The sequence below is a fragment of the Laceyella sacchari genome (assembly GCF_024927925.1).
GTDB lineage: Bacteria > Bacillota > Bacilli > Thermoactinomycetales > Thermoactinomycetaceae > Laceyella > Laceyella sacchari.
The window spans coordinates 415,426-432,500 of record NZ_CP103866.1; the positions used below are offsets into that span (position 1 = coordinate 415,426).

A 17,075-nucleotide genomic window follows, 5' to 3' on the forward strand; every position below is an offset into this window, starting at 1 on the left:
ATGTTTCATCTTCGATTGTTAGTCGAGTATTTCAAACAATATATGAAGACCCGCATGTCTTATCGGGGCGATTTTTTGGTTCAATTCATTAGCAATTTTTTTCAACAAGGGCTTAATCTGGTTTTCATCCTGGTCGTGTTCCAACATACCCCAAGTTTGAAGGGGTGGAGCCAAGCTGAAGTGATTTTCATCTATGGGTATTTCCTAATCCCATGGGCGATCTTTTCTTCCTTTTTAAATCTGTGGAGTTTTAATGATCGTTATATCATCAAAGGAGAATTGGATCGGGTATTGACGAGGCCGGTGCACAGCTTAGTGCAGGTCATCATGGAGACGATGTCTCCCGAATCCCTGATCGGGGTGCTGACGGGAGGCATCGTGATGGGCGTGGCCGGGTGGCATCTGGATCTGGACTGGACTTGGTATGATCCGCTGTTGTTCGTTGTATTCACACTGGGGGGTGTGCTGATCTACGCAGGCATTTTCATTGCGCTGACCAGCATCAGCCTGTACACCGATTCTAAATCGGATATTCAACCGATTATGTTTAATATCAGCAACTACGGTCGCTATCCGACCAATATTTATCATAAAATAATTCAGTTCACTTTGACTTGGATTTTGCCGTTTGCCTTTGTCGGCTTCTATCCGGCCAGCTATCTGCTGGATCACGGTGAATGGAGAATGTACGCTATGCTTACCCCGGTGATGGGAGCCATCTATTTGGCTTTTGGCATCTTTTGCTGGAACCGCGGTATCAAGCACTACCGGGGTGCCGGGAATTAAGGCATCACAAGATGATATAGCCTGTCCAACAAGCCAACAGACCGATTGCGCTGCTGAACAAGAGATACAGTATGGCGGCCAATCGGTTTTTTGTTTGCCATAACTCCAACCATTCCACAGTGAATGTGGAAAAAGTGGTAAATCCGCCGAGAAAACCAGTGGTGAATGGATGGCTGTGCGCCAAGGCTGAGGCGAGTGATTCAGCGCTGGCAGAGCCGAGGGCGAGTCCGAGCGCGAAACAGCCGCTCACATTGATCAAAAACGTGGCCCAGGGGAAAGAGCATCGCGAACAGTGGGCTTTGATCCACTTTCCGATAAGATGGCGGGCGACGGCGCCCATACTGCCACCGAATCCGATGCATATTGCGGTCATCATGCATTTCGTCCCTTTCCGATCTGCGCCCCCAACCACGCGCATCCAAGTCCGCCGATGAGAGAGAGACTGCCATATCCGAAAGCTGCCGGGGAGGGGAGGCTCAACCATTCCGCACAAAAGGTGGAAAACGTGGTGAATGAGCCGATCAGTCCGGTCGCCAATCCAAGCCGAATCCGAGGATGGAGGGGAAAGCCCCGTGCATAGGTGATTAAAGCGAGACAAAACGATCCGATCAGATTCACAGCCAATGTGCCCCATGGGAAATGAGCTGCGGGAATCCATTTGGACGCGGTGAAACGCAAAGTGGTTCCGATAAAGCCGCCAATGGCTACTGCGATGATGTCGCGCATGGTGGTTCCTCCTTCACAAATCCATGCTTTTAGCATAGGGAATAGGGAGGAGCAAATCAATCCCCAGGCGGGGCTACATCCTCTGCGTCATCATTGTCACCGCCGATGTGGGTGTTTCCCTGCTGTTTGACGACCTGTTCGATGATTTCACCGACACCATTTTCTTCGCCTGTTGCGGTCAGGCCGATATTCAAGGTACCGCTCAATGTTTCCACATGCAATTCATGGATTTTGTATTCGATTTTATCGATGTGAAGGGGCTTTAGCTGTTTTACTTGCTGTTGTAACGCTTCATTTTCCTTTACCAACATTTGTAATCTATTTTCCAGCGAGTAGATCCGTTCCCAAAGCATGCGCAGGATGTGGTCGGGGTCGTATCCATGCAACCGGGGTCCCTCCTCTGTCTTCTTGTTAAAGTATATGGGGGCTGTACACCGGTTCATGCAACCTTTTGTGACAAGTGGGGGACGCAATGCATAAAATATGGGCAACTGCGGACGCAAAAGCCAGGCGGGAGCAAAGGGGGAACTTGCGATGCTAAACCAACTTTCCACTAAAGGATGGAACCAATTGGTGCGCCAATTTTTGGGGGATGACTTCTTTGAAGATATCCTTTCGGCGGCGGAACGCAAGGGACCGGCAGCGGATGTGTATCATGGGAAAAATGAGGTAATTGTCGTTGTTGATTTGCCGGGGATGGATAATATTCAGTCATTGGAAATGAAGGTGGAGAACGACACCTTATGGCTGTCCGGACGCTTCTCAGTCCCTTACAACGGATATCGGATGACACTGGCGGAACGGAGCCGAGGTGAATTTCAAAAATGCATTCCCTTGGGAGCCCCCGTGTCCAAAAACTACACCAGTGCACGCTACCGCAGGGGGGTTTTGGAAATCCGCTTTAACAAACTTCCCGGCAAGCGAGGAACTTCCAAACTGAGAATCAAGGAGACATCCTAACATGAGACCGGTGTAAAGGGGGGAAACGCACTTGGGCACCATCAACAACATTTTTAATGTGAAGATCAACAGCGTTTCCAGCGCGGCGACGATCAATTTCGGAAGCACCATCAACATTGGGCAAGAAGCGTTAACCAAATCACTTGGGGGATCATCACCTGTAGGTGACTTCCCGCGTAACATCGATTTGGAAAAGAACGTCTATCTCGATCCTGATTTCTTTGACGGGAGCGGTGGTGGTTAATGATTAACATCTATATCCGCGCGATCAAAATTAATGCGGTGTATGATGCCGCTTCGCTCAATGTCGGTACCACTTTTAATCTGGTCAATAAGGCCGCCGGGGAGGAAGAGCAGGAAGAGGTACCGCAACCGACCCAGCCCCCAACGGAGCCTGGCACACCACCACCCTTGCCTCCCGGACCTATCGGGCCAGGCCCCCGTAACCATGATTGAAACTAAGCCGGGAAAAGGTGTATGGGGGGATGTCTCTTATCATCGCAAGAATCAACGCTTACTCGGAAACGTCCAGAATCGGAGTATAATGAAACGGAGAAGGCATGGCAGTAGGAGGATGGCATGAGTAGAAACGTGTTGTTGGTGGAAGACGAGGGGAACATCGCCCGTTTTCTCCAATTGGAGCTGGAATACGAGGGATATCGGGTAATGGTCGCGCCAACGGGCAGGAAGGCGTTGGAGTTGTGGGAAACGGACCAATGGGACATGTTGATATTGGATGTGATGTTGCCTGATTTAAGCGGCATGGAGATTTGCCGCCGCATCCGCGGGCAAAGCCAGGTGCCCATCATCATACTGACGGCGCGCGATGCGGTGCCTGACCGGGTGAGCGGTTTGGATGCTGGCGCGGATGATTATCTGACCAAACCGTTTGCCATTGAAGAGCTATTGGCGCGCATGCGAGCGATTGAACGGCGGCAATCGCAATGGAGTCAACCGCTGACCAAGCTCACACTCGATCCGTTGGTTGTTCTGTTGGAAGAACGGACGGTGACGGTGGCGGGAAAAGAGTTAAAATTAACGACGCGCGAGTTTGATCTACTCGCCTACTTGATGCAAAACAAAAACCATGTGTTGACCCGGGAAATGATTCTTGACAAAGTGTGGGGGTATTCATATACGGGCGATACCAACGTGGTGGATGTTTACATCCGCTATTTGCGCGTGAAATTGGAGCAAATGGGATGCCAAAACATCATCGAGACGGTCAGAGGGGTTGGCTATGTTATTCGCGAACATTAAAATGCCCATTCGTTGGCGTTTGTCGTTGCTGTTGACAGTGGGCTTAATCGGCATTCTCGTTTTGTTTCACATTTTCGTGTACTTTGCTCTGAAAAATTGGCTGGTTCACACCGAAGAAACCGTTCTTAAGAGCAAACTGGCTTCGATCAAGCAGGTTCACGAACAGAAAGAACTATCGGAATTACCCTATTCGGTTTGGTTGCCGTCACTGATCGAACACGGTCAGGCAGTCAGGATCATTTTCGCCGGTAAAGCCGCTGGCGTTGTGGATAAGGGGATTCCTTCTGAAGTGTTTTTGCGGGAGGGACAAGCTGCTCCCCGGCGGAGATTGGTGCAGGTGGGTTCAAAAAGTGTCCTTATTCTGACCACGCCGATTGAGCGGGATCGGGGACGCATCGAGCTGTATACCGATTTTTCCTTTGCCACCCAATATTTGCACATGGCCTTGGGCGTATTGATCACAGCATCCGTGGCTTTGCTCTTGTTTGTCTTGGTCGGTGGGTATCTGACGGTCGCACTAGCGTTTCGTCCTGTGTCAAAGATCATCCAGTCCGTGCAGACGCTAGATCCGGGGCAACCGGGCCACCGCTTGGAAATACCAGCTACAGGGGATGAGATTGCGTTGCTGTCCAAGGTATTTAACTCGCTGTTGGATCGCATCTACACCAGCATGCAGAAGCAAAATGCCTTTGTCAGCGATGTATCGCATGAGTTGCGAACCCCGATTGCCGTCATCCGCGGATATGTAGGCTTGTTGCGGCGGTGGGGGCTCAGCCGGCGGGAAGTGGCCGAAGAAGCGCTGGCGACAATGGATGAGGAACTGGATCGGGTGGAAAAGCTCACTGAGCGCTTGCTTCGGTTGGCCCGGTTTGAAGTGGATGAGCCGGCAAGCGAGATGGAAGCATTTGCGCTTACTACCGTCGTCTCTGAGCGGGTGAAGCGGTGGCGGCATGTACACCGCACCTTGACAATCGCGTATGAGGAGCCTGAGCAGCCGCTGGATGTGATCGGCTGGCGTGCCGACATGGAAGAATTGTTAGATATCTTGCTTGATAACGCCGGAAAGTACACCGGAGATGGCGGCTTAATCACCGTCTCCTGCACCAAAGAAGGGCAATGGATCGAACTTATTGTGCAGGACACAGGACAGGGAATCGCGGCAGACGAGTTGCCCCGGGTGTTTGACCGCTTTTACCGAGCGAAAAGGCACATTTCACAAACCGGCAGTGGGTTGGGATTGTCCATCGCGCAAAAGATTGTGGAGAGGGCACAAGGAAAGATGGAAGTCCAAAGCCGGTTGGGATTGGGCACCAAGGTAATTGTTCGTTTGCCTGTACAACCAGGGGTGTAAGCGCGAAGGTCCTTGTCTACAAGTGTAGCGTTGAACTTTATAGCTTTACATTTTTTCGTAATCGCTTTTTGTTTCTAATCTATTTTTAATCTGATTTTTATGATAATCTCACTTAACCCTTCTATGATGAAGATACATCATTTTAATATGAATGAAAGGGTTGAGCGAGATGAAAGTGATTGCCGAAATCCTGATCATGCTGTTAGTTGTGCCGGTTTGGGGGATTAAAGCGGTCTTCTCGCTCCAAAGTGTACAAGGGATAATCAAGTATTTTCTTTGATAAGCATTGCCTTATACGGATTTAAAGATAAAAACGGGGAATCTCCGAGTGACTGGAGTTTCCCCGTTTTTTTATGTTGGTGCCGGAGCCGGATAAACCAGCGAAACCCGCTTTTTTCAACATGTTTTCCAAAAACGAATGGATGTGGCGCCGATTTTGGTTTTCCAGCGCGTAACATGGTAGAATGGGGTCAATCATAATGGATGGTGGAGGTGTCAAGATGTTAAAGGTAGGAGATCCGGCGATTGAATTTACATTGGATGCAACCAATGGCCGAAAAGTATCTTTATCTGAGTTTCGGGGCCAAAATGTCGTGCTTTTCTTTTATCCCAAAGACAACACCCCCGGCTGCACCATGGAGGCTTGCGAATTTCGTGATAAACACGCCGCTTTTGCGGAGTTGGACACCGTTGTGTTGGGCATTAGCCGCGATTCGATCGCATCTCATGAGAAGTTCATCAAAAAACACGACTTGCCGTTTTTGTTGCTAAGCGATCCGGATGGGACGGTATGCACAGCGTATGACGTGTTGAAAGAGAAGAACATGTTCGGTAAAAAATCCATTGGTATTGTGCGGTCCACGTTTGTCATCGATCGCGAAGGCAAGCTGGCCAAAGTGGATTACAAGGTGAAAGTGGCCGGCCATGTGGAAGAAGTGTTGAATTTTGTTCGTGAACAGTTGAAGTAATCGATTCTTGTTGCCGGCGGTTTTCCTAGATTGGGAAAACCGCTTCTGATTTCATCACGATAGAAAGGTGAGTGGGATGGAGCATTACGCATATGATTTGCCTGATTATTATGATTGGACCTCAACGGGATTAGATCGGGATGTAACTTACTATGTGGATTTAGCAAAAGCAAGTGGCGGACCGGTATTGGAATTGGGGTGCGGGACGGGGAGGATCAGTTTGGCGATTGCCCGGGCAGGAATTCCTGTTGTCGGTGTAGACAATTCGCCAGCCATGCTCAACCGTGCCCGGCAGAAAGCGGAACAGATGGAGCTTGCTGATAAGATTGAGTGGATCGAAGCGGATATGACTCGCATGGAGTTGACAGGGCAGTTTCCGCTGATTATTATTCCTTATCGTTCCTTTTTGCACTTGTTAACTGTTAATGACCAAGTGGAGACGTTGAAGCGTGTTCGGCGTTATCTTGCCGATGATGGCCTTTTTGCTTTTAATATTTTTGTACCCAAACTGTGGGACTTGATTGAAAAGGACAGCAAACTGTCGTATTGTGGCGCTTTTCCCGTCCCTGGAACACAAGAGTTGATCGAAGTGAACGATTACACTGAATTTGATCATTACCGTCAAACTGCCCGTGTCATCCGTTACATGGATCGTTATGACAAGGAGGGGCGGCAACTGGAACGGGTTCGCGCCCAATTTGACTTACGCTACTTGTATCCGACGGAATGCTTTCACTTGTTGACACTGTGCGGTTTTCAGATCGTGAACAGCTATGGTACGTTTCACCGCAGTGCATTTGATGAATTCAGCGAAGAATTGATTATTGAAGCAGTGAAGCGGCAGATTGGGAGGGAAGACCGACATGGATGAGCGCCGGATGGGGAAACAGAGCACTGCGGTCAGGGTCGTGTCAACGGCCAAAATCAGTAGTAAGCATCAGCAAGCATTGACCACGGAATATCCGCATGTCCGCTTCTCTTTCTTCGATCATATCGAACAAGCAGCAATGGCTTTGCCTGATGCGGAAGTGATGATTACTTACGGGGAAGACCTTGATGAAGAACGGATTGCCCAATGCCGCCAATTGCGCTGGATTCACGTGATTAGCGCTGGTCTGGAGAAGATGCCGTTTCAAGCGATCAGCGCGCGTGGGATTCGAGTGACCAACGCCAGGGGCATTCATGCTATCCCTATGTCTGAATACGCACTGGCCGTTATGTTGCAGATTACTCGGCGAACGGATCAGATGCGGGACTTGCAACGGGAGAAGCGGTGGGATCGCACCATTCGCGTGGGAGAGTTGGCGGGGCAAACGTTGCTTGTGTTGGGGGCGGGAGCGATTGGGCAAGCCATCGCTCAGAAAGCGCAAGCGTTTGCCATGACAACGATCGGAGTCAATACAGACGGTCGGGAAACGCCGTACTTTGATCGCATGGTGAGCATAAGCCAACTGCACTTGGTGCTGGGGCTTGCCGATTTTATCGTGTTGACTGTGCCCCAGACCCCGGAGACCGTCGGGTTGATCGGTCGTGAGGAATTGAGCAAGATGAAGCCGTCGGCCACCCTCATCAATCTCGCCCGCGGAGCCGTGGTGGATGAGATGGCACTACTCGACGCGTTGCGGGAGCGAACCATTGCCCAGGCTGTATTGGATGTGTTCCAGCAAGAGCCGTTACCGGCATCACATCCTTTCTGGGAGCTGGACAATGTGATTCTCACCCCCCATCTTTCCGGTCGTTCACCTCGCTACATGACCCGAGCACTGGAGGGATTCCGTCGCAATTTGGACGCCTACTTGCAGGGTGCGCAACGGTTGGAGAATGAAATCAACGCTGAGAGAGGCTACTGAGCCCATGCTATAATGGATAAGGCTTGATTGTGACAGATGACCAGGGAGAGGAGGGAGAGCGCATGAAGCCAAAACCAAAACGGGTTCCGACCAGAAAGATATTGGACATTCTGGCGCAGATGTACCCGGATGCCCACTGTGAGTTGGAATACCGCAATCCGTTTGAATTATTGATCGCCACAATCTTGTCGGCACAATCCACCGACCGGCAAGTGAACAAAGTGACGGCGGGACTTTTCGCCAAATTCCCCACCCCTGATTCGTTTCTCACCTTAACCGAAGCGGAGTTGGCGGAGCATATCCGGGGCTTGGGTTTGTTTCGTAACAAAAGTAAAAACATCTTGAAAACCTGTGAGATTTTGGTGGAGAAATACGGAGGAGAAGTGCCGCAAGACCGGGAGAAGCTAGAGGCGCTTCCCGGCGTTGGACGCAAAACGGCCAATGTCGTTCTGAGCAACGCTTTTGGTATACCAGCCTTGGCTGTCGATACCCATGTTCAGCGTGTCGCCAACCGCCTAGCCCTCGCCGACAGCGAAAATGTGCTCGAGACGGAGCGCCAGCTGATGAAACGCGTCCCCCGCGCCGAGTGGAGTGATACCCACCATCGCATCATCTGGCATGGCCGCCGCATCTGTAGCGCTAGGAGCCCCAAATGCCACCAGTGTGATCTGCATCCGTATTGTTGGTATGGCAAACAGGTGGAACCAGTGAAGAAATAGGACAAAAAGCTGACAAGAAATCTTGTCAGCTTGAGGCTGCTGACAAACTGCCTTGAAAGGCAGGGTCAGCAGCCTTTTTTGTCGAATCAATAAAAAACACTCTATAAGGAGTTTTTTCTATGTTTAGAACAAACCCGAGTAAAGAACATCAACCAGAACTAGTTAACATAGAAGAATTAGTTCCACGAGATCACTTGTTACGGAAAATTAATGAAACGATCGACTTCTCCTTCATTGCTGAGAAATGTAAAGAATTATACTGCCAAGATAATGGGCGTCCATGTCTTGACCCAATTATGTTATTTAAAATGCTACTCATTGGATATTTGTTCGGCATTCGTTCCGAACGCCGACTCATTGAGGAGATTAAAGTTAACATCGCTTACCGTTGGTTTGTAGGGTTATCTCTAACCGACCCAGTCCCACATGCATCTACTTTCAGTCAAAACCGTCGAAGACGGTTCCAAAGCTCCACTATTTATCAGGAAATATTTGATGAAATTGTCATTCAGGCGATCCAACATGGATTTATTCAAGGAAAAGAGCTTTTTAGTGACTCCACTTTTCTTAAAGCCAATGCCAATAAAGGAAAGTTCAAAAAACAATTAGTTAAAGTTACTCCCAAAGGATATATGGATGATTTAGAACAAGCAATTGAGCAAGATCGAGAAGAGCACGGAAAGAAGCCTTTAAAAAAAAAGCCCATAAAGGTTGAAACGAAAGAAATTCGTGTAAGTACGACCGATCCAGATAGTGGTTATATGGTTCGAGATGGAAAACCCGAAGGCTTTTTCTATCTCGATCATCGTACTGTCGATGGTTTACATAACTTCATTACAGATGTATTTGTTACACCAGGAAATGTCCATGATTCAGTTCCTTATTTAGAAAGGTTAAATCGTCAGAAAAGCCGCTTCGGCTTTTCGGTGAAAGCTGTTGCTCTGGATTCTGGTTATTTAACTATGCCTATTTGTCGTGAATTGAGAGGACAAGGAATCTTTACGGTTATTGCACATCGGAGTTTTCGACCAGATAAAGACCTCTTTCCGAAATGGAGATTTAAGTATATTCCTGAGCAAGATGTATATCTTTGTCCAGCAAAGCATCAACTTACATATCGAACGACCAACCGTGAAGGATACAGACAGTACAAATCCAATCCCGAGATTTGTAAGCAATGTCCTTTTCTTAAGAATTGCACAAAGTCAAAGAACCACACAAAAATCCTAACACGTCATGTATGGGAAGATGCAAAAGAGTGGGTTAGACAAAATCGCTTGAGCCCACGTGGAAAAACTTTATATAAGCGTCGAAAAGAAACGATTGAACGTAGCTTCGCTGACGCGAAGGAACTTCATGGTCTTCGATACGCACGCTACAGGGGGCTTGCAAAAATTCAAGAGCAATGCCTCCTAACTGCTGTGGCTCAAAACATAAAAAAGTTGGCTATGCTGCTTTCGAGAGCAGGTAAGGGAGGTGGTTTTAAGTTTATATGGGTTGATATTCATCCATTAATTGTTTATATCCCTTTTATATACAAAAACCCTGCGATCAACAAAGTTGATTCGCAGGGTTTGTCAACATTCTCAAGCTGACAAGAAATCTTGTCAGCTTTTTTATTCATTGCTCGCAATAGAAAGCTAGCAGTAAAACCAATCATGTGTACATCGCTTTGGCCGTGTTCCTTACACCCATTCAAATTGGGCTTGGTGCAAACGATGATAGTGGCCTTGCCGAGCCATCAATTCGTCAAACCGTCCTTCTTCGGCAATGCCGTCCGGGGTCATTACAACGATGCGGTCGGCGTGCTTGATGGTGGCGAGGCGATGGGCAATTACCAAGGTGGTGCGGCCAGTCGACAATTCGGATAGCGATTTTTGAATGGCTGCTTCTGTCTCGGTGTCCAGTGCTGAAGTTGCTTCATCCAAGATCAAGATTGGCGGATTTTTGAGAAAGATTCTGGCGATCGACAAGCGTTGCTTCTGCCCGCCCGAGAGTTTGACCCCACGCTCACCAATTACGGTGTCCATCCCTTCGGGCAATGACCGAATCCACTCATCCAATTGCGCGCGCCGGGCCGCCTCCCACACTTCCTCCTCCGAGGCATGCAGTTGGCCATAAAGAATGTTTTCCCGAATGGTGCCGGCAAATAAAAAGACGTCTTGTTGCACAATGCCAATCTGGCGCCGCAATGAGGCTAGCTTGATCTGCCGAATGTCCATACCGTCGATGGTAATCCGTCCTTGATCTACTTCATAAAATCGCGGTAGCAAACTACACAGCGTTGTTTTCCCCGCTCCGGAGGCACCGACAAAAGCCACCGTTTCCCCCGCTCGAATGGTCAAGTTGATCGATTTGAGCACAGGTTTGTCTGCTTCATAGCTGAAAGTTACATTTTCATAGCGGATGTCGCCCCGCAGTTGTGTTACTTCCACGGCATCGGGTGCGTCCGCAATGTCAGGTTCGGTTTCCAACAATTCGATATAACGTTTAAATCCAGCAATCCCTTTGGGATAACTTTCAATAACAGCGTTAATTTTTTCAATTGGCCGGAACAAGATATTGGACAGAAGCACAAATCCGACAAATTCCCCGTAGGTCAATTCGTTGCGAATTACAAACCAAGTGCCGCAAATCAAGATGAACAGTGTGACCAAACGCATGAGCATGTAACTGATTGATAAGTTCATCGCCATGATTTTATATGACAGCAATTTTGATAAGCGAAATCGCAGATTATTTACAGAGAAACGAGATCGCTCATGATCTTCATTGGCAAATGCCTGTACTACCCGCATGCCGCTCACATTGTCTTCCACCGTTGCATTAAAATCGGCAATATCGGAATACAATTGATAGACAGCCTTCGTCATCTTGCGATTAAACATAATGGTCAACCACAATAAGACAGGAATCACGAGAAAAGTGAGTACCGCCAGCTTCAAGTGAATCATAGCCATAAAAAGGAAGGCCCCCATCAAGGTCATGATGGCGATGAATACATCTTCCGGCCCATGGTGTGCCATTTCTCCGATTTCCATCAAGTCGTTGGTGAGACGGGACAGCAGATGACCCGTTTTATTGTTGTCAAAAAAGCGAAATGACAGCTTTTGAATATGATCGAATAATTTACGGCGCATATCTGTTTCGATATTGATACCCAGCATGTGACCCCAGTAAGTAACAACATACTGCAAACCCGCACTAAGCCCGTACAGGGCGAGCAAGCCCGCGCTGGCCCATAAAATCAAAGGCCAATCTCTGCTCGGTAACAAGCGGTCAATAAACTGGTTTACCACCAATGGAAAACCCAATTCCAACAGCCCGGCGAACACCGCGCAAGTGAAATCGAGCAAGAACAAGCCTTTATAGGGCTTGTAATATGAGAAAAACTTGCGAAGCATATCCTTCCTCCTTTATTGCAGGTTTATTTCGACTAAGACATCTCGGCAACATCGTTGACAGCGTACTTTCTAATAGTAACGGAAAAAAAAGAAATGCAAAATAAGGCATGTATTCTGTCGTACTTAAGAATTGTGCCAGTAGTCAAGGAGAACCAGACGAAGCGGGCGTTGTTGTATTGATATTGCTTCAGTAAATAACACGCATTTATCCAGCAAACACTATGGGATGAGTGGATGAATGGTGTGAAAGCGCAGAGAACGACGCGCACAAATTTTTTTGAAAACATAACATTGTTGTGTTTGTTTGATTGGTGAATATGAATTCTTTGTAAATCAAAGGTTGTTATCAGGTGTATTAGCATAATTTTGTGTAACAATGTTTTATTTCTGTGAGAGCGGGTATATCATGGGTGTGAAGATCACTCGAATATGAGGAGGGTTTTATCTTGCATGGCAAATGGCTAAAGGTATTGGTCCATGCGAGCACCTGGTTTGCGCCAGTGTTGTGTCCAATCATTGTATATCTCATTTCTAGCGATCGCGATGTTAAGCGGATTTCATTGCAGGCGCTCGTATTTCATGTGATTATGGCCGGTTTGATTTGGCTGTCCAGCCTTTTGTCGTGGCTGTTGATCGGCATTCCGTTCTTAATCGTGTTCGCACTGATGGCCTTCTTCTGCCCGATCAAAGGAATTTTGCGGGCGCTGAATGAGAAGGAGTACCATTACCCCTTTACGCGTTGGGCGATTAAATGATTTGATTTGAAGCGTATATGGCCAGTGTGATAATCAAGGTTTGTTTTTTAAAAGCCCCTGACCGTTTTGCCCTTTTCATCAATGTATAGAAAAGGGCTTTTTTTGTGTGTTTGTAAAGCAAAAGTTCAGCTTTGCCGCCCCCTCTTTTGTGGGAAAATAAGGAGGAGATGGAGGGGATCGCTTTAACGGAAGGGGGCATCTGGTCATGGCGCAGAGGCATCTCGGTGAACATCCCATTGTTTTTTTTGATGGGGAATGCAATTTTTGCAATGGCCGGATTAACTGGATCATAAAAAAGGATCGGGAGGGGTTGTTCCGGTTCGCTACGTTGCAGTCAACTTTTGCTGAAGAGGCGTTTCGTCAGTCGCCGCTCGGTCCCGTTTCTCTTGATACGATGGTCTTATATGAAGGAGGCAAGTGGTATACTGGGTCAACGGCAGTGTTGCGCATCTGCCGCCGGTTGCCAGGGGGATGGAAGTGGCTCTCACTGCTCTTATTTATTCCTCGTCCGCTCAGAGACTTAGGTTATCGCTGGTTTGCGGCCAACCGTTATCGGCTGTTTGGCAAAGGCGAAACATGCATGATACCAACCCCGGAAGTGCGGGCGCGGTTTTTGGGGTTGGGGAATGGGCAGGAAAGAGTGACTGAATGAACACAATGGACGAAGCGTTGGCTATGTTGGCGGGCAAGCATGCCGAACAAGTCCAAAAGCATGCTGGGAGTGTTATGTCCCTGCATGCTTTTTTTGTGGCGTGATATCTGCTTGTTCAGCATGGCGCAGGGGGGAGTAACGCGGACGCCCGCTTTGGGATGAAAAATGCTCTCCATCTTGTCATATACTTTTCGATAAAGATTCATTTAAAACTGATAAAATGAATGGTGTTATTTGAAATGTGGATAGAAGAGGTGGAACGGGATGAAGAAAAAAATCATTTTTACGGGCGGGGGCACGGCGGGCCATGTGACGGTCAACTTGGCATTGATTCCTAAGTTTGCCCAAGATGGTTGGGAGATCAAATATATCGGTTCGGAAAATGGGATTGAGAAACAATTGGTGGCACGGCTGGATCGCGTTCCCTATGCCGGAATTTCTACGGGGAAATTGCGCCGCTATTTTGACTGGAATAACTTTAAAGACCCATTTCGCGTGATTAAAGGAATTTTTCAAGCATATAGCCTCATCAAACGGGAAAAGCCCAACATCCTTTTTTCCAAAGGTGGTTTCGTCTCCGTACCTGTGGTGTTAGCTGCGTGGTTGAATCGAGTACCTGTGATTATTCACGAATCAGATATCACACCGGGGTTGGCCAATAAGATTGCTATGCCGTTTGCAACCCGGATTTGTACGACTTTTCCGGAGACGGCCAAAGGGTTGGACCCGAAAAAAACGGTTTATGTGGGCGCAATCATTCGGGATGAATTGAAACGGGGGAGCCGGGAGCGGGGATTGACCCTCTGCGGATTCCAAGCGGATAAGCCGGTGTTATTGATTATGGGAGGAAGCTTGGGATCGCAAAAGATCAACCAAGTGGTACGGCAAAACCTCGACAGTCTGATGCGTTATTTCCAAATCGTGCACCTGTGCGGCAAAGGCCAAGTGGATGAATCATTGATCCGCCCCGGATATAAGCAATTTGAATATGTCAATGAGGAATTGGCCGATGTGATGGCGATGGCGGATATGGTAATTTCTCGTGCAGGCTCTAATTCCATTTTTGAATTTTTGTACTTGAGAAAGCCCATGTTGCTCATCCCACTTTCCAGAGCTGCCAGCCGTGGGGATCAGATTTTGAATGCGGAGTCGTTCCGTAAAATGGGTTACTGTGATGTGTTGCAGGAGGAAGAGCTCACCACCAAAACATTCCTGCAAAAAGTACAAGAGGTCTTTAACAACCGTGACCGGTATATTGCCGAGATGTCCAAAAGTAATTCCGATGAAACGATGAAGCAAGTGATTGATATGATTAAGCAACTGGCCAAATAAAAACGACTGAAGAGTGAAAAGAAGCAGCCCGGTAGATGTCGGGCTGCTTCTTTTTTACGGGTTTTCGTCCCGTGATTGCACCTGTTCTTGAGTCTCTTTTGCCGAAGAGCGTTTGAAGGCGCCGTCGATGATGCCCCCAGCGTACAATGATGCGGCTCCGATCAGGAGATGAAGGGTATCCATCCCCGCAGCGGATGGAAGTACGCCTAACAGATTGTCTGTGAACAACCCCCAGATGGCCGCCAACAGATACAGGCCGCCCAATCCCAGAGAGGTCCAGCGTCGCGCTTGTTCTTGCTGGCTCACAGCTAAAAATACGCCCCCGCTGATCAAGTGAATCAAATTGTGTGAGAGGGTCGGGTGGAACAAGTCATGCCATGCCCCGGTGTCAGGGATCACCAAGCCTCCCACTCCCATGGCTAACAATACACCGCCGATGGTTTGCATCCAACGTTTCATTATGGATTCCTCCTCCTTTGCGCAACATGGTACATGTATATGTCCCTTAAGTAGACAAGATCACTGCCAAAGAGGGAGAAAATTTCCCAACTTAAATTAGGGGATGTTAGAAGGAGAACATGCTGATTATAAAGAAGAGATTCAAGATGGCTATCTAGGGTGTTTCTGGCAAATCATGTTGTGCGGGGAAGAAGCGGTGGAAAAATCGTTTCTCGAAGAACGACGATGCATAAGTGAAGCGAATGAGAAATGGTTTTGAGACGCTGGCCTATTCATTAGACATTCCTTAGCTCACATGGATCGCTTCATTGACAAACCGGCCCTGCAAGCCGTAGACTAATTATATCTATTATTAATTAATAATCGTTATCTAAACGGCGGAGAAGCGAGGTGTATACAAATGAGCAACAACCGCCTGGCTGAAGCTGTGGAGCTGTTGAAAGGCATTGGCGTACGGATGACTCCCCAGCGGTATGCTATTTTAAGCTTTCTTTATTCGACGATGAATCATCCCACCGCAGATGAGATATACAAGTCGTTGGAAGGTAATTTCCCCAATATGAGTGTAGCGACTGTGTACAATAATTTGCGTGTGTTCAAAGAGGCCGGACTGGTGCGGGAATTAACCTATGGCGATGCCTCCAGCCGCTTTGATGCCAATATGATGGATCATTATCATGTGATCTGCCGGGAATGCGGCAAAATCACCGACTTTGACCATCCGCCGTTGTTCCAAATGGAGGAACGAGCTGCCGAATCGACTGGATACCAAGTTGAATCGCATCGTATGGAAATATATGGGTTGTGCCCTGATTGCCAATCCCACCGTACGCAATGAAAGGCACCCTGCACAGGAAGCAGGGTGCCTTTCATTTGTTTGCTGACTGTGATAAGGCAAGTGGTTTTGTCTCTTGCGAGGTGGGCTTCCGTCCTTTGAGGTACAGTTGCCCTCCGCTACCTTTTACGGCGAGATCGCCTGTGTGCAACCAACCAGCGCTCATGCCCGGATGTTTGACCAGGAGTTCGCCATCGGGAGAGATACGCGTTTCCACTTGCGGCAACAATTGATATGAATCTGGATCAGATTGGTAGCTGTATTGACAAGCGATAGGACAACCGGTTTCCGCGATGCCGTACAGAGATGCCAACGGGACTCCTAAGTGGCCGAAAAATTCATGTAAGGCGGGAGCCAGCTGATCGCCGCTGATGACCAAACGCAAGCGGCTACCCAATTGCTTGTGCAAAGACGAGAATGAAAGCAAATGGGCCCAAGCGTAACCAAAGCGCCATCGGCTGGGAATAGGGGTGTCCCGACCCGCGCGGCGGTACTGATGGTATTTGGTGGCTAGACGCATGGCGTGGTTAAACGCCAATTTGCGCCAAAGTGCTCCTTGGATGTGCTCCCACAGCTGTTGTTTCATCTGTGTAATGGTCCTAGAGTCGGTGACGAGAAGCGTTGGTTTATGTTGTTGCAATTGCTCAATAATCGGCTTGCCATCCGCAATCGTGACTGTGGCGCCATGGCCAAGTGCCAATAGATATCCCGTCAGTCGGGCATGCAACACGGCGAAAGAGGAGTGAACCAACAACTCATCTTGTTGTTGCTGGGGATGCAGATAAGCCATGCCGTCCAAACTGTACAAAAGTTGCGCATGAGTCAGTATGATGGTTTGGGTTTCGCCGTTTGCGTCATCCACAAGCTGGATCGTAGCCGGATCGGAGGGCTGGACGGCGGGATATGCCCAGTCCAATTCTTCCAAGGCGATGGTTTGTCCGAGTTGGATGAGCGTGTCAAACCGCAGGGCTTTTTGTAAAGTGGGCGGGTTTTCGGTCAACTGGATGATATGGCGGAC

At 48.4% G+C, this 17,075-nt stretch carries 22 protein-coding genes (1 of these 22 running past the window's edge); 16 read left to right on the forward strand and 6 right to left on the reverse strand.

Annotated features, from left to right (window positions below; translation table 11 throughout):
- Entirely contained in the window at positions 1-786 is a 786-nt protein-coding gene (locus NYR52_RS02230) for an ABC transporter permease (protein ID WP_132223406.1), read from the forward strand.
- Between the two features lie 4 nt (positions 787-790).
- Here the strand turns inward: NYR52_RS02230 and crcB are convergent, their stop codons facing one another.
- The 3 genes from crcB to gerPC are packed head-to-tail and all read right to left on the reverse strand — an operon-like array spanning position 791 to position 1,898.
- Positions 791-1,162, reverse strand: a complete 372-nt coding sequence (gene crcB / locus NYR52_RS02235; protein WP_259436192.1) for a fluoride efflux transporter CrcB — start codon at positions 1,160-1,162, stop codon at positions 791-793.
- Positions 1,159-1,512, reverse strand: a complete 354-nt coding sequence (locus NYR52_RS02240) for a fluoride efflux transporter FluC (protein ID WP_259436193.1) — start codon at positions 1,510-1,512, stop codon at positions 1,159-1,161. The genes crcB and NYR52_RS02240 overlap by 4 nt, the downstream gene beginning before the upstream one ends.
- Positions 1,513-1,568: 56 nt before the next feature.
- Positions 1,569-1,898: a spore germination protein GerPC gene (gene gerPC / locus NYR52_RS02245; RefSeq protein WP_259436194.1), complete on the reverse strand. Its 330-nt coding sequence runs from the start codon at positions 1,896-1,898 to the stop codon at positions 1,569-1,571.
- Between the two features lie 148 nt (positions 1,899-2,046).
- Between gerPC and NYR52_RS02250 the strand changes: the two genes are divergently transcribed.
- The 10 genes from NYR52_RS02250 (at position 2,047) to NYR52_RS02295 (ending at position 10,215) form a co-directional block, all read left to right on the forward strand.
- Positions 2,047-2,472, forward strand: coding sequence for an Hsp20/alpha crystallin family protein (locus NYR52_RS02250; protein WP_259436195.1), 426 nt, complete (start codon positions 2,047-2,049; stop codon positions 2,470-2,472).
- Positions 2,473-2,503: 31 nt separating this feature from the next.
- The gene (locus tag NYR52_RS02255) at positions 2,504-2,716 is read left to right on the forward strand and encodes a spore germination protein (RefSeq protein ID WP_029071691.1); all 213 of its coding nucleotides are present in this window, start codon (positions 2,504-2,506) and stop codon (positions 2,714-2,716) included.
- A complete protein-coding gene (locus NYR52_RS02260; protein ID WP_132223418.1) occupies positions 2,716-2,928 on the forward strand; it encodes a hypothetical protein in 213 nt (70 codons plus the stop codon). The genes NYR52_RS02255 and NYR52_RS02260 overlap by 1 nt, the downstream gene beginning before the upstream one ends.
- Before the next feature lie 123 nt (positions 2,929-3,051).
- On the forward strand, positions 3,052-3,732 hold the full coding sequence (locus NYR52_RS02265) for a response regulator transcription factor (RefSeq protein WP_259436196.1): 681 nt from the start codon (positions 3,052-3,054) through the stop codon (positions 3,730-3,732).
- On the forward strand, positions 3,713-5,083 hold the full coding sequence (locus NYR52_RS02270) for a sensor histidine kinase (RefSeq protein WP_132223424.1): 1,371 nt from the start codon (positions 3,713-3,715) through the stop codon (positions 5,081-5,083). Before NYR52_RS02265 ends, NYR52_RS02270 begins: the two co-directional genes overlap by 20 nt.
- 500 nt (positions 5,084-5,583) lie before the next feature.
- On the forward strand, positions 5,584-6,051 hold the full coding sequence (bcp, locus tag NYR52_RS02275; RefSeq protein ID WP_132223427.1) for a thioredoxin-dependent thiol peroxidase: 468 nt from the start codon (positions 5,584-5,586) through the stop codon (positions 6,049-6,051).
- A gap of 76 nt (positions 6,052-6,127) precedes the next feature.
- Positions 6,128-6,922, forward strand: a complete 795-nt coding sequence (locus NYR52_RS02280; protein ID WP_259436197.1) for a class I SAM-dependent methyltransferase — start codon at positions 6,128-6,130, stop codon at positions 6,920-6,922.
- The gene (locus NYR52_RS02285; RefSeq protein ID WP_132223433.1) at positions 6,915-7,901 is read left to right on the forward strand and encodes a D-2-hydroxyacid dehydrogenase; all 987 of its coding nucleotides are present in this window, start codon (positions 6,915-6,917) and stop codon (positions 7,899-7,901) included. The genes NYR52_RS02280 and NYR52_RS02285 overlap by 8 nt, the downstream gene beginning before the upstream one ends.
- A 62-nt stretch (positions 7,902-7,963) precedes the next feature.
- Positions 7,964-8,620 carry an endonuclease III gene (gene nth, locus NYR52_RS02290; RefSeq protein WP_102991448.1) on the forward strand — a complete coding sequence of 219 codons (657 nt, stop codon included), beginning with the start codon at positions 7,964-7,966 and terminating at the stop codon, positions 8,618-8,620.
- A 119-nt stretch (positions 8,621-8,739) separates the two neighbouring features.
- Entirely contained in the window at positions 8,740-10,215 is a 1,476-nt protein-coding gene (locus NYR52_RS02295) for an IS1182 family transposase (RefSeq protein ID WP_375163168.1), read from the forward strand.
- A 90-nt stretch (positions 10,216-10,305) separates the two neighbouring features.
- Here the strand turns inward: NYR52_RS02295 and NYR52_RS02300 are convergent, their stop codons facing one another.
- Positions 10,306-12,024, reverse strand: coding sequence for an ABC transporter ATP-binding protein (locus tag NYR52_RS02300; RefSeq protein WP_132223436.1), 1,719 nt, complete (start codon positions 12,022-12,024; stop codon positions 10,306-10,308).
- Between the two features lie 446 nt (positions 12,025-12,470).
- Between NYR52_RS02300 and NYR52_RS02305 the strand changes: the two genes are divergently transcribed.
- From NYR52_RS02305 to murG, 3 genes are all read left to right on the forward strand, one after another.
- The gene (locus NYR52_RS02305; RefSeq protein WP_132223439.1) at positions 12,471-12,779 is read left to right on the forward strand and encodes a DUF4870 domain-containing protein; all 309 of its coding nucleotides are present in this window, start codon (positions 12,471-12,473) and stop codon (positions 12,777-12,779) included.
- Between the two features lie 205 nt (positions 12,780-12,984).
- Entirely contained in the window at positions 12,985-13,431 is a 447-nt protein-coding gene (locus NYR52_RS02310) for a thiol-disulfide oxidoreductase DCC family protein (protein ID WP_132223442.1), read from the forward strand.
- A gap of 264 nt (positions 13,432-13,695) precedes the next feature.
- Complete coding sequence (murG, locus tag NYR52_RS02315) at positions 13,696-14,763, forward strand: undecaprenyldiphospho-muramoylpentapeptide beta-N-acetylglucosaminyltransferase (protein ID WP_132223445.1); 1,068 nt, start codon at positions 13,696-13,698, stop codon at positions 14,761-14,763.
- Positions 14,764-14,817: 54 nt separating this feature from the next.
- Here murG and NYR52_RS02320 read toward each other — a convergent pair whose 3' ends face one another.
- Positions 14,818-15,222 (reverse strand): DUF4383 domain-containing protein, encoded by a 405-nt coding sequence (locus NYR52_RS02320; RefSeq protein WP_259436198.1) that lies wholly within the window; start codon positions 15,220-15,222, stop codon positions 14,818-14,820.
- A gap of 103 nt (positions 15,223-15,325) precedes the next feature.
- Between NYR52_RS02320 and NYR52_RS02325 the strand changes: the two genes are divergently transcribed.
- Together NYR52_RS02325 and NYR52_RS02330 are read left to right on the forward strand one after the other, a co-directional pair.
- Positions 15,326-15,481, forward strand: a complete 156-nt coding sequence (locus NYR52_RS02325; RefSeq protein ID WP_158283403.1) for a hypothetical protein — start codon at positions 15,326-15,328, stop codon at positions 15,479-15,481.
- 141 nt (positions 15,482-15,622) lie between these two features.
- A complete protein-coding gene (locus NYR52_RS02330) occupies positions 15,623-16,060 on the forward strand; it encodes a Fur family transcriptional regulator (protein ID WP_022735699.1) in 438 nt (145 codons plus the stop codon).
- A 31-nt stretch (positions 16,061-16,091) separates the two neighbouring features.
- Here NYR52_RS02330 and NYR52_RS02335 read toward each other — a convergent pair whose 3' ends face one another.
- On the reverse strand, positions 16,092-17,075 hold the 3' portion of the coding sequence (locus NYR52_RS02335) for an AMP-binding protein (protein ID WP_158283404.1). The gene runs 369 nt beyond the window's last position; 984 of the gene's 1,353 nt are visible here — the last part of the coding sequence; its start codon lies beyond the right edge, outside the window — the gene reads right to left on this strand; its stop codon occupies positions 16,092-16,094.